This window comes from Streptomyces sp. CB01881, from assembly GCF_002953255.1.
Lineage (GTDB): Bacteria > Actinomycetota > Actinomycetes > Streptomycetales > Streptomycetaceae > Kitasatospora.
The window spans coordinates 8,707,703-8,720,038 of record NZ_CP026498.1; the positions used below are offsets into that span (position 1 = coordinate 8,707,703).

A 12,336-nucleotide genomic window follows, 5' to 3' on the forward strand; every position below is an offset into this window, starting at 1 on the left:
AGCAGGGCCCAAGGGCCGGGATCACAGGGGAGAGGGAAGCGCGATGGGGATCGTGTGGGCGGTGCTCTACTATGCGCTGACCGTCTTCCTGGTGTTCCTGCTTGTGCGGCTGGTGATGGACTGGGTGTTCCAGTTCGCGCGTTCGTGGCGGCCCGGCAAGGCCATGGTCCTGGTCCTGGAGGCCACGTACACTGTCACGGATCCGCCGCTCAAGCTTCTTCGGCGGTTCATCCCGCCGTTGCGTCTCGGGGGCGTGGCGCTCGACCTGTCCTTCTTCGTACTGATGATCATTGTGTATGTCCTGATCTCGCTTGTGCGGCCCTAGTCGTAGGTGAGCGATGCGACAGGATGCCGGTGTGCCGACGATCACGTTGAGGTGAAGAGATGCCATTGACCCCCGAGGACGTTCGGAACAAGCAGTTCACGACCGTCCGCCTGCGCGAAGGCTATGACGAGGACGAGGTCGATGCCTTCCTCGACGAGGTCGAGGCGGAGCTGACCCGCCTTCTCCGCGAGAACGAGGACCTGCGCGCCAAGCTGGCCGCCGCGACCCGTGCCGCCGCGCAGAACCAGGCCAACATGCGCAAGGAGCCGCCGCAGGACTCGCGTCCCGGCGCCCCCGTGCCGGCCGCCATATCCGGCCCGCCGGTCCCCGGGCAGCAGCAGGGCCCCGGCCCGCAGCAGATGGGCGGCCCCGGCGGCCCGCAGCAGATGGGCGGCCCGCAGCAGCAGATGGGCAACCAGCCCCTCGGCCTGCCGTCCGGCGCCCCGCAGCTCCCGGCCGGCCCCGGTGGTCCGCAGCAGATGGGCGGCCCGCAGCAGCAGATGAACCAGACCATGGGCGGCCAGCAGCAGCTGGTCCAGCCGATGGGCGGCCAGATGCTCCAGCCCATGGGCGGCCCCGGTGGTCCGCAGCAGATGGGCAACCCGATGGGCCAGGGCATGGGCCAGCAGCAGATGCAGCAGATGGGCGGCCCCATGGGCGGCCCGCAGCAGCAGATGGGCGGCCCGCTCGGCGGCCCGATGCAGCAGCAGCAGGGGCCCGGTGGCGACAGCGCCGCCCGCGTCCTGGCGCTCGCCCAGCAGACCGCCGACCAGGCGATCTCCGAGGCCCGTTCCGAGGCCAACAAGATCGTCGGCGAGGCGCGCAGCCGGGCCGAGGGCCTGGAGCGGGACGCCCGGGCCAAGGCCGACGCCCTGGAGCGGGACGCGCAGGAGAAGCACCGCGTCGCGATGGGCTCGCTGGAGTCCGCGCGCGCCACGCTGGAGCGCAAGGTCGAGGACCTGCGGGCGTTCGAGCGTGAGTACCGCACGCGTCTGAAGTCGTACCTGGAGACCCAGCTGCGCCAGCTGGAGTCGCAGGCGGACGACTCGCTCGCCCCGCCGCGCATCCCGGCCACCGCGTCGCTGCCGCCGGCCGCGTCGTCGATGGCTCCGGCCGGTGCGTCCGCGATGGGCAGCGGTGCGCCGAGCTTCGGCGGCAACCAGCCGTCCTTCGGTGGCAACCAGCCGTCGTTCGGCGGGCAGAGCTCCTTCGGCGGCAACTCCGGTGCGCCGAGCTTCGGCGGGCAGGCGTCGGGCGGCAACTCCGGTGCCCCGCAGATGCAGCCGGCCGGGATGACGCAGCCGATGGCCGCCGTCCGTCCGCAGCCTCCGCAGCCGATGCAGCAGGCGCCGGCGCCGATGCGCGGGTTCCTGATCGACGAGGACGGCGACAACTGAGGTTGTAGCCGGGCATTTCGAGGGCGCCCCCTCTGTGACCTCCGGGTCACGGTGGGGGCGCCCTCGTTCGTGCGTGCGGCGCAACGGCGAAGCCGCCGCCACCCCGGGCGGGGTGGCGGCGGCTTCGGTCGTCCGGTCAGGCCTTGCGGAGCTGGAAGGCGAGGCCGAGGCCCTCGTCGGTGAAGGTCTCGGACTCCCAGTCGGCGGCACCGGCGGCGAAGTCGGTGGCCAGGACCTCCTCGGCGACCAGGGGGCCGTGCTCGGCGATGGCCTCCGCGGTCTCCTCGCCGCTGGCGCGCCAGCGCAGGACGATCCGGTCGGCGACGTCCAGGCCGGAGTTCTTCCGGGCCTCCTGGATCTGGCGGATCGCGTCGCGGGCGATGCCCAGGCGCTTGAGCTCCGGGGTGATCGCCAGGTCGAGGGCGACGGTGGCACCGGACTCGTTGGCGACGGCCCAGCCCTCGCGCGGGGTCTCGGTGATGATCACCTCGTCGGGCGAGAGGGGGATCCGCTCGCCGTCCAGCTCCACCGAGGCGGAGCCGGTGGCCCGCAGGTCGGCGGCGAGGCGGGCGGCGTCTGCGGCGGCGACCGCCTTGGCGACGTCCTGCACGCCCTTGCCGAAGCGCTTGCCCAGCGCGCGGAAGTTGGCCTTGGCGGTGGTGTCGACCAGCGAGCCCCCGACCTCCGCCAGCGACTCCAGGGCGGAGACGTTGAGCTCCTCGGCGATCTGCGCGCGCAGGTCGGCCGGCAGCTCCTCCCAGCCCTGGGCCGCGACCAGCGCTCGGGAGAGCGGCTGACGGGTCTTCACGCCGGACTCGGCGCGGGTGGCCCGGCCCAGCTCGACCAGGCGGCGGACCAGCGCCATGTGGCGGGAGAGGTCCGCGTCGATCAGCGCCTCCTCCGCCTCCGGCCAGGTGGCCAGGTGGACCGAGGCCGGGGCGTCCGGGGCGACCGGGACGACCAGGTCCTGCCAGACCTGCTCGGTGATGAACGGGGTGAGCGGGGCCATCAGGCGGGTGACCGTCTCCAGCGCCTCGTGCAGCGTGGCGAGCGCGGCGGCGTCGCCCTGCCAGAAGCGGCGGCGGCCGCGGCGGACGTACCAGTTGGAGAGGTCGTCGACGAAGCCGGAGAGCAGCTTGCCGGCGCGCTGGGTGTCGTACGCCTCGAAGGCCGCGTCGACCTCGCGGACCAGGGTGTTCAGCTCGGAGAGCACCCAGCGGTCCAGCTGCGGGCGGTCGGCCGGGGCCGGGTCGTTCGCCGAGGGGGCCCAGTCGGAGGTGCGGGCGTACAGGGCCTGGAAGGCGACGGTGTTCCAGTAGGTGAGGAGGGTCTTGCGGACCACCTCCTGGATGGTGCCGTGGCCGACCCGGCGGGCCGACCAGGGCGAGCCGCCGGCCGCCATGAACCAGCGGACCGCGTCGGCGCCGTGCTGGTCCATGAGCGGGATCGGCTGCAGGATGTTGCCCAGGTGCTTGGACATCTTGCGGCCGTCCTCGGCCAGGATGTGGCCCAGGCAGACGACGTTCTCGTAGCTGTTCTTGTCGAACACCAGCGTGCCGACGGCCATCAGCGTGTAGAACCAGCCGCGGGTCTGGTCGATCGCCTCGGAGATGAACTGCGCCGGGTAGCGCTTCTCGAACAGCTCCTTGTTCTGGTACGGGTAGCCGTACTGGGCGAACGGCATCGAGCCCGAGTCGTACCAGGCGTCGATCACCTCGGGCACCCGGGTGGAGGTGCCGCCGCAGTCGCGGCAGGCGAAGGTGACGTCGTCGATGTACGGGCGGTGCGGGTCGAGGCCGCTCTGGTCGGTGCCGGTCAGCTCGGAGAGCTCGGCCAACGAGCCGACGCAGGTGAGGTGGCCCTCCTCGCAGCGCCAGATCGGCAGCGGCGTGCCCCAGTAGCGGTTGCGGCTCAGCGCCCAGTCGATGTTGTTGTTCAGCCAGTCGCCGAAGCGGCCGTGCTTGACCGTCTCCGGGAACCAGTTGGTGGCCTCGTTCTCGCGGATCAGCGCGTCCTTGACGGCGGTGGTCCGGATGTACCAGGACGGCTGCGCGTAGTAGAGGAGCGCGGTGTGGCAGCGCCAGCAGTGCGGGTAGCTGTGCTCGTACGGGAGGTGGCGGAAGAGCAGGCCGCGCTCCTTGAGGTCCGCGACCAGGGCCTCGTCGGCCTTCTTGAAGAACTGGCCGCCGACCAGTGGGACCTCGGGGGCGAAGGTGCCGTCGGCCAGCACCGGGTTGACCACCGGCAGGCCGTACTTGCGGCAGGTCGCGAGGTCGTCGGCGCCGAAGGCGGGCGACTGGTGGACGATGCCGGTGCCGTCCTCGGTGGTGACGTAGTCGGCGTTGAGGACGTAGTGCGCGTTCTCGATCTCGACCAGGTCGAACGGGCGGCGGTAGGCCCAGCGCTCCATCTCGGCGCCGGTGAAGGACTGGCCGGTGGCCTCCCAGCCCTCGCCGAGGGCCTTGGCCAGCAGCGGCTCGGCGACGACCAGCCGCTCGTCGCCGTCGGTGGCGACCACGTAGGTCACCTCGGGGTGGACGGCGGCGGCGGTGTTGGAGACCAGGGTCCACGGGGTGGTCGTCCAGACCAGCAGCGCGGCCTGGCCGGCCAGCGGGCCGCTGGTCAGCGGGAACCGGACGAAGACCGAGGGGTCGACCACGGTCTCGTAGCCCTGGGCCAGCTCGTGGTCGGAGAGGCCGGTGCCGCAGCGCGGGCACCAGGGGGCGACGCGGTGGTCCTGGACCAGCAGGCCCTTGTCGAAGATCTGCTTGAGCGACCACCACACGGACTGGACGTAGGACGGGTCCATCGTCCGGTAGGCCTCGTCGAGGTCGACCCAGTACCCCATGCGGGTGGTGAGCTCGGTGAAGGCGTCGGTGTGGCGGGTCACCGACTCGCGGCACTTGGCGTTGAACTCGGCGATGCCGTACGCCTCGATGTCCTGCTTGCCGGAGAAGCCGAGCTCCTTCTCGACGGCCAGCTCCACCGGGAGGCCGTGACAGTCCCAGCCGGCCTTGCGGGCGACGTGGTAGCCCTTCATCGTCCGGTAGCGGGGGAAGACGTCCTTGAAGACGCGGGCCTCGATGTGGTGGGCGCCGGGCATGCCGTTGGCGGTCGGCGGGCCCTCGTAGAAGACCCACTCGGGGCGGCCCTCGGACTGTTCGAGGCTGCGCTGGAAGACCTTGTTGTCCTGCCAGAACGACAGGATCCGGTGCTCCAGGGCGGGCAGGTCGACCTGCGCGGGAACGGGGTTGTAGGGGGTCATCGCGGGCGTCTACCTCCGGCGGATGCGTGGACTGGATCCGACGGAGGGACGAGACGGCGAGCCGCCCCGCGGTACCACCCTCCTTGGCCGCGATGCTGCCTGCGGCCCTCTTGTTTGGGCTTGCTGCCGGGTCTAGTGGGCCGCTGCGTGCTGCCTGGGCCGTTCTTCCGGCGGCTCCGGGGTGATCTTCCCGCCGTGCACGCCCCCGGGCTCACACCGTCCCCGGGTCGCTGGTGGCTGCGTACGTCGGTACTCGTCCCATCTGCGCCTTGCAGACCCAGTGTATCGGCCGCCGCAAGTCGGTTCTTCCCGTCGCGGGGCCCGCGTTCCGCCGGTGCCCCGCCCCTGGCCCGCCCGTGCCCCGTCGGCGTGCCGACCGTCCTGCGACCGGCACCGGAGCGGCTCGTCCGGGGTGGTCGGCGAGGTGGTTAGGAGGGGGTGATCTGGGCACAACTCTGGTCAGCGCGCGGGGCGGGGCGGCTGTGGCGGCTGCCTGGGTGGGATCATGGTGAGGCGTCGGTATGTCATGTTGTGACCGGTTTTGATGGGGATTATCGTTCCGGCACTGGAGGCCGCCGGGAACCGGCGGCTCAATTCGTTCGTAAATGGGGTCGAAGCCATGGCTGAGAAGGCAACCGGCGCGGGTACCGCCACCAAGCGGGCACGCAAGGCCGTGGCAGGCGAACCAGGGGAGGGGACCGTGACCACTACCGCACGGCACAAGACCAGCAACGACACCACGCTCGTGGCCCCCGGCCGCACCCGCACCCCGGCCGCCACCGCGGCCCGCGGCGGCGGCGCGGAATCGGTGGACCCGGCCGAGCTCCCGGTCCGCCCGGGAGAGGACCCGTGGACCTCCGAGGAGGTCCACGAGCTGCACGCCGAGCTGATCAGCGAACTGGAGCGGCTGCAGAACGAGATCGACGCCGCCGAGGCCGCCATCACCGGTCTGATGCGTGACTCCAACGACGGAGCCGGCGACGACCAGGTGGACGCCGGTACGAAGAACATCTCGCGGGAGAGCGAGCTGGCCCTCGCCAACAACGCCCGGGACAGCCTCGCCCAGACCGAGCACGCCCTGGTCAGGCTGGAGGGCGTCGGCTTCGGCATCTGCGAGTCCTGCGGCCAGGCGGTCGGCAAGGCCCGCCTCCAGGCCTTCCCCCGCGCGACGCTCTGCGTCCAGTGCAAGGCCAAGCAGGAACGCCGCTGACCGGGACGACGCGGGGGGTCGGGCTTGCCGTACGCTCGACCCCGTAACGTCGCCCGACCGGCCCGTCCCGGCGACCAGCGGCCCACTCTCCCCCCGCCTTCGACCGGGGGGACCCCCATCGGCAGCGGAGCGGATCATCAGTACGCAAGGTTCCCCCCAGACGCGGGACGAAGCCGTCCCCACCCCCGCCGGAGTCGTGGAGGAGGCCGTGGCCGAGCCCGGTGAGGTGACCGCCACCCCGGCGGAGCAGGAGACGCCCAGGGGCCGGCGCCGGATCGGCGTCCTGATGACCGTCGCGCTCGTCGCCTTCCTGATCGACCTGGGCACCAAGCTGCTGGTCGTCGCCAGGCTGGAGAACCACGCGGCGATCAAGGTGGTCGGCGACGTGGTGACCTTCCAGGTGATCCGCAACTCCGGGGCCGCCTTCGGCATGGGGCAGGCGCTGACCATCGTCTTCACGGTGATCGCCGCGTCCGTCATCGTGGTGATCTGGCGGATCGCCCGCCGGCTGTACAGCCTCCCGTGGGCGATCGCGCTCGGGCTGCTGCTCGGCGGCGCCCTGGGCAACCTCACCGACCGGCTGTTCCGCGCGCCGAGCGCCTTCCGCGGTCACGTGGTGGACTTCATCTCCGTCCAGCACTTCGCGGTCTTCAACCTCGCCGACTCGGCGATCGTCTGCGGCGGCATCCTCGTCGTCCTGCTCTCCTTCCGTGGTAGCAACCCGGACGGCACCGTCCACCAGCAGGCGGAGAAGGGCGGGAAGGCCGGCGGCCAGGGCGAGTAGGCCCGGCCGGGGGGAGCGCGGGCCGGGCGGCAGGGGCGAGGGGCGGCGTCCGCGTCCGGCATACTCGTACGGGTGAGTACCGCAGCGCAGATCCGCAGCCTCCCCGTTCCCGACGGCCTGGAGGGCGAGCGCCTCGACGCCGCCCTCGCCCGGATGTTCGGCTTCTCCCGGACGAAGGCCGCCGAACTGGCCGCCGACGGCAAGGTGGCGCTCGACGGCGCCGTGGCCGGCAAGTCGGACCGGGTGACCGCCGGCTCCTGGCTGGAGGTCGAGATCCCCGCCCCCGCCGCGCCCGTGCAGATCGTCGCCGAGCACGTCGAGGGCATGCGCATCGTCCACGACGACGAGGACATCGTGCTCGTCGACAAGCCGGTCGGCGTCGCCGCGCACCCCAGCCCCGGCTGGACCGGCCCCACCGTGATCGGCGGCCTGGCCGCGGCCGGCTACCGCATCTCCACCTCGGGCGCCGCCGAGCGCCAGGGCATCGTGCACCGGCTCGACGTCGGCACCTCCGGCCTGATGGTGGTGGCGAAGTCGGAGCGCGCGTACACCGACCTCAAGCGGCAGTTCCACGACCGGGTGACCGAGAAGAAGTACCACACCCTCGTGCAGGGCCACCCGGACCCGATGAGCGGCACCGTCGACGCGCCGATCGGGCGCCACCCCAGCTCGGACTGGAAGTGGGCGGTCACCCGCGACGGCAAGGCGTCCGTCACCCACTACGACCTGATCGAGGCCTACCGGGCCGCCTCGCTGCTGGACATCAAGCTGGAGACCGGCCGCACCCACCAGATCCGGGTCCACATGTCCGCGCTGCGCCACCCCTGCGTGGGCGACCTCACCTACGGCGCCGACCCGACGCTGGCCAAGCGGCTCGGCCTGACCCGGCAGTGGCTGCACGCGGTCTCGCTGGGCTTCGAGCACCCGTCGGACGGCGAGTGGGTGCAGTTCGCCAGCGAGTACCCGGCGGACCTGCGCAAGGCGCTCGACATCATCGCTTCCGAGAGCTGAGAGAACCGGGGACGGGGGAGGACTGGGATGGGCACGGTCATCAGGGTGGCCGGCGGCGAGGCGGACCTCGCGCTGGTGCACGGCGTCCGGCGCGAGGTGTTCATCGTCGAGCAGGGGATCGCCGAGGAGGAGGAGTGGGACGACCTCGACCCGACCTCGGAGCACCTGTTGGCGGTCGGACCGGCAGGTGAGCCGCTCGGCACCGCCCGGCTGATCCACGGCGAGCAGGCGCTGAAGCTGACCGGCGGGATCGAGGGGCGGGTGCTGCTCGGGCGGCTCGCGGTCGTGAAGGCGGCGCGCGGGACGGGGCTGGGCGCCGACCTGGTGCGGGCGGTCGAGGCGGCCGGCCGGGACCGCGGGGCGCGCGAGGTCGAGCTCCACGCGCAGGTGCAGGCACTCGGCTTCTACGAGCGGCTCGGGTACGCGGCGGAGGGGCCGGTCTACGACGACGCGGGGATCCCGCACCGGACGATGACGCGGGTGCTCTGACCGACGGCGGGGGCGGGTCCGCCGCTCCCGCCGTCGCCCGCGGGCCGCGGGTGTTCCGGGCGGCTTTATCGGACGCCTACCGGCCCGGCGGATACGATCACCGACCATGGAGCTCGGTGGGGCGTGGCGCCGGTGGCGCGGTCGCGGGACGGCGGCCGGACGGAGACTACTGGCCGGAGCGGTCGCCCTGGTGGCGGTGGCCGGGGTCGGTACGGCGGTGGCCGTCGCGGACGGCGGGCAGCAGGCGGTCCGGCAGGAGGACCGTTTCCTCGGCATGCCGGAGACCCCCGGCAGCGACCGGCAGGTCCAGCTGGACACCTCCTTCTTCACCACCGGGACGAGCCCGCGCCCGGCCGTCCTGCTCGGCCACGGCTTCGGCGGATCCAAGGAGGGCGAGCGCGACCGCGCCCGGGAGCTGGCCCGGCAGGGCTACGCGGTGCTGACCTGGTCGGCGCGCGGCTTCGGGCACTCCGGCGGCAGGATCGGCCTCAACGCGCCCGACCGCGAGGTGCAGGACGTCAAGCACCTGGTCGACTGGCTGGCCCAGCGGCCCGAGGTGCAGCTGGACGGGCCCGGCGACCCGCGGGTGGGCATCACCGGCGCCTCCTACGGCGGCGCGGTGGCACTGCTCGGCTCCGCGTACGACGGCCGGATCGACGCGGTGGCCAGCCAGATCACCTGGTGGAACCTGGCCGACGCGCTGTTCCCGCAGGGGGTGCAGGGCTCGGGCGCGGTGGACGGGGTGTTCAAGAAGCTCTGGGCCGGGATCTTCTTCACCACCGGGTCGGCAGCCCCTGGCCCGGCGGGCGGCCTTGGTCCGTCCGGCGGCGCGCCGCGCGCGACGGCGGGGGCCACCGCCGGGCCGGTGGACGGGACGGTCGGCTGCGGGCGGTTCCTGGACGAGCTCTGCCGGATGTACGACCGGGTCGCGACCGCCGGGCACGCCGATCCGGAGGCCGTCGCGCTGCTGGAGCGCTCCAGCCCGTCCTCGGTCGCGGACCGGCTCAAGGCGCCCACCCTGGTCGTCCAGGGCCAGCAGGACTCGCTGTTCCCGCTCGACCAGGGCGACGCGATCGCCCGCGCGGTCGCGGCCAACGGCGCTCCGGTGGCGGTCGACTGGTTCGCCGGCGGGCACGACGGCGGCACCGACACCAGCGCCCGGGTCGACGACCGGGTGGGCGCCTGGTTCGACCGCTACCTGAAGAACCCCGGCCCGAAGAACCCCGGCCCGGAGCGCTCGGGGAACGGCACCGGCCCGGCGTTCCGGGTCACCCGCACCGGCGGCGTCGACTCCACCGGCTTCCAGGCCGTGCTGCGCGGCGCCTCCGCCGATGCCTACCCAAGCCTCGGCGGCACCGGCTCGCACACCGTCGAGCTGAACGGCGGCACGGCCGGCGCCGAACAGACCTTCGCCAACCCGCCCGGCGGCGCCCCGCCGAACATCTCCGCCCTGCCCGGCATCGGCGCGCTCAGCCAGGCCGCCGCCCTGGGCGCCGGGCTCTCGCTGGACTTCCCCGGGCAGTACGCCACCTTCGACAGCGCGCCGCTGGACGGCCCGCTGCACCTGACCGGACAGCCCACCGTGCCGGTCCGGGTGCAGGCCGACAAGCCGGACGCGGTGCTCTTCGCCAAGCTCTACGACGTCGCCCCGGACGGCAAGCAGAGCCTGCCGCAGCAGCTCGCCGCCCCGCTCCGGGTGACCGGCGCCGACGCGGCCGGCGGCAGGACCGTCACGGTGGCGCTGCCCGTCGTCGACCACACCTTCTCCGCCGGGCACCGCCTGCGGCTGGTCCTCGCCTCGACCGACCTGGCGTACGCCTCGCCCGCCGAGCCCGCCACCTACCGCGCGGCCGTCGCCGGGGCGCTCACCGTGCCGACCGTCGACGGGCTGGTCACCGAGGCGGCGCCGCTGCCCGCCCGGACCTGGGTCCTGCCGCTGGTCGCCGTCGCGGTCGCGGCCGCACTGCTCCTGCTGCCGCGGCTGCGCCGACGCGGCCGGGTGGCCCGCGGACCGGCGTACGACCCGGCGCTGGCCGGGGTGCCGTTGCAGATCACCGGCCTGAGCAAGCGCTACAAGGGATCCGCCGACCGGTACGCCGTCCGGGAGCTGGGCTTCCGGGTGGAACAGGGCCAGGTGCTCGGCCTGCTCGGGCCCAACGGCGCGGGCAAGACCACCACGCTGCGGATGCTGATGGGCCTGATCCGGCCCGACGAGGGCGAGATCCGGATCTTCGGCCACCTGGTGCGCCCGGGCACGCCGGTGCTCTCCCGGGTCGGCGCCTTCGTCGAGGGGGCCGGGTTCCTGCCGCACCTCAGCGGCCGGGCCAACCTGCGGCTCTACTGGCAGGCCACCGGCCGCCCGGAGGCCGACGCCCACCTGGAGGAGGCGCTGGCCATCGCCGGGCTCGGCGAGGCGCTGGACCGGGCGGTGCGCACCTACTCGCAGGGCATGCGGCAGCGCCTCGCGATCGCCCAGGCCATGCTCGGGCTGCCGGACCTGCTGATCCTGGACGAGCCGACCAACGGGCTGGACCCGCCGCAGATCCGCGAGATGCGCGAGGTGATGATCCGGTACGCCGCCGCCGGGCGGACCGTCATCGTCTCCAGCCACCTGCTCTCGGAGGTGGAGCAGAGCTGCACCGACCTGGTGGTGATGGACCGCGGCCGGCTGGTCACCGCCGGCGCCGTCGCCGAGATCGTCGGCGCGGGCGAGCTGCTGCTGGTCGGCACCCCGGCCTCGTACGGGCCCCAGGAGCTGGCGGCGGCCGCCGACAAGGCGGCGGCGCTGGACGGGGTCGGCTCGGTCGAGCCGGTCGAGGGCGGGCTGCTGGTGAGGCTGGACGGCATGACGGCCAGCCGGCTGCTGGCCGAGCTGGTGCGCCTCGGCGTGCCGGTGGAACGGGCCGGTCCGCACCGCCGCCTGGAGGACGCGTTCCTGTCACTGATCGGAGGCCCGGCATGAGTGCCGTCGTTTCACCGGACCACGCCGCCGGCTACCGGGCGGGCCGGACGCTGCCGCTGCGGGTCGAGGCGATGCGCCAGCTGCGGCGCCGCCGGACCATGGTGATCGGCGGGGTGCTGGCGGCGCTGCCGTTCGTCATCCTGGCCGCGTTCCAGATCGGTGGCACGCCCGGCCGGACCGACCGGACCACCTTCATCGAGCTGGCCACCGCCTCGGGGCCCAACTTCGCGACCACCATGCTCTTCATGGGCACCGGCTTCCTGCTGGTGATCCCGGTCGCGCTGTTCTGCGGGGACACGGTGGCCTCGGAGGCGAGCTGGTCCTCGCTGCGCTACCTGCTGGCGGCGCCGGTGCCCCGGGCCCGGCTGCTGGCCCGCAAGTTCGCGGTGGGGCTGGCGTTCTCGGCCGCCGCCGTGGTGCTGCTGCCGGCGATCGGGCTGCTGGTGGGCACCGCCGCGTACGGCTGGGGGGACCTGAAGCTGCCGGCAGGGGTGAGCCTGTCGGCGGGGGAGGCGCTGCCGCGGCTGGCGATCGCGGTGGCGTACGTCCTCCTGAGCGAGGTGGTGATCGCGGCGCTGGCGTTCTGGCTCTCGACCGCCACCGACGCGCCGCTCGGCGCGGTCGGCGGGGCGGTGTTCGCCTCGATCGTCACCGGGGTGCTGGACGCCGTCACCGCACTCGGCGGCCTGCGCGAGTGGCTGCCCGCGCACTGGCAGTACGCCTGGGCGGACGCCCTGCAGCCGCAGCTGGAGTGGGGCGGCATGGTGCAGGGCGTCTCGCTGTCGCTCTCGTACGCGGTGGTGCTGCTGGCGCTGGCGTTCCGCGGGTTCGCCCGCAAGGACGTGGTGTCCTGAGGGGCGCGCCGCGCGGGCGCACCCCTCAGGACCGGCGGC

Annotated in this window: 9 protein-coding genes; 8 read left to right on the forward strand and 1 reads right to left on the reverse strand. The window is 73.4% G+C overall.

Annotated features, from left to right (window positions below):
* The first annotated feature begins 43 nt into the window (after positions 1-43).
* Complete coding sequence (locus C2142_RS28075) at positions 44-325, forward strand: YggT family protein (RefSeq protein ID WP_148645520.1); 282 nt, start codon at positions 44-46, stop codon at positions 323-325.
* A gap of 59 nt (positions 326-384) precedes the next feature.
* Positions 385-1,722 (forward strand): DivIVA domain-containing protein, encoded by a 1,338-nt coding sequence (locus C2142_RS28080; RefSeq protein ID WP_148645521.1) that lies wholly within the window; start codon positions 385-387, stop codon positions 1,720-1,722.
* 136 nt (positions 1,723-1,858) lie between these two features.
* Here the strand turns inward: C2142_RS28080 and ileS are convergent, their stop codons facing one another.
* Positions 1,859-4,987, reverse strand: a complete 3,129-nt coding sequence (gene ileS, locus C2142_RS28085) for an isoleucine--tRNA ligase (RefSeq protein WP_148645522.1) — start codon at positions 4,985-4,987, stop codon at positions 1,859-1,861.
* Positions 4,988-5,687: 700 nt separating this feature from the next.
* Between ileS and C2142_RS28090 the strand changes: the two genes are divergently transcribed.
* The 6 genes from C2142_RS28090 to C2142_RS28115 all read left to right on the forward strand — a co-directional run bounded on the left by C2142_RS28090 (position 5,688) and on the right by C2142_RS28115 (position 12,297).
* Positions 5,688-6,197: a TraR/DksA family transcriptional regulator gene (locus tag C2142_RS28090; RefSeq protein ID WP_241002821.1), complete on the forward strand. Its 510-nt coding sequence runs from the start codon at positions 5,688-5,690 to the stop codon at positions 6,195-6,197.
* A gap of 208 nt (positions 6,198-6,405) precedes the next feature.
* Positions 6,406-6,981 (forward strand): signal peptidase II, encoded by a 576-nt coding sequence (lspA, locus tag C2142_RS28095; RefSeq protein WP_241002822.1) that lies wholly within the window; start codon positions 6,406-6,408, stop codon positions 6,979-6,981.
* A gap of 72 nt (positions 6,982-7,053) precedes the next feature.
* Entirely contained in the window at positions 7,054-7,992 is a 939-nt protein-coding gene (locus C2142_RS28100) for an RluA family pseudouridine synthase (RefSeq protein ID WP_148645524.1), read from the forward strand.
* Between the two features lie 27 nt (positions 7,993-8,019).
* Entirely contained in the window at positions 8,020-8,481 is a 462-nt protein-coding gene (locus tag C2142_RS28105) for a GNAT family N-acetyltransferase (protein WP_148645525.1), read from the forward strand.
* 106 nt (positions 8,482-8,587) lie between these two features.
* Positions 8,588-11,443, forward strand: a complete 2,856-nt coding sequence (locus C2142_RS28110; protein WP_148645526.1) for an alpha/beta fold hydrolase — start codon at positions 8,588-8,590, stop codon at positions 11,441-11,443.
* Complete coding sequence (locus C2142_RS28115; protein ID WP_148645527.1) at positions 11,440-12,297, forward strand: ABC transporter permease; 858 nt, start codon at positions 11,440-11,442, stop codon at positions 12,295-12,297. Before C2142_RS28110 ends, C2142_RS28115 begins: the two co-directional genes overlap by 4 nt.
* The last annotated feature ends 39 nt before the right edge of the window (positions 12,298-12,336 follow it).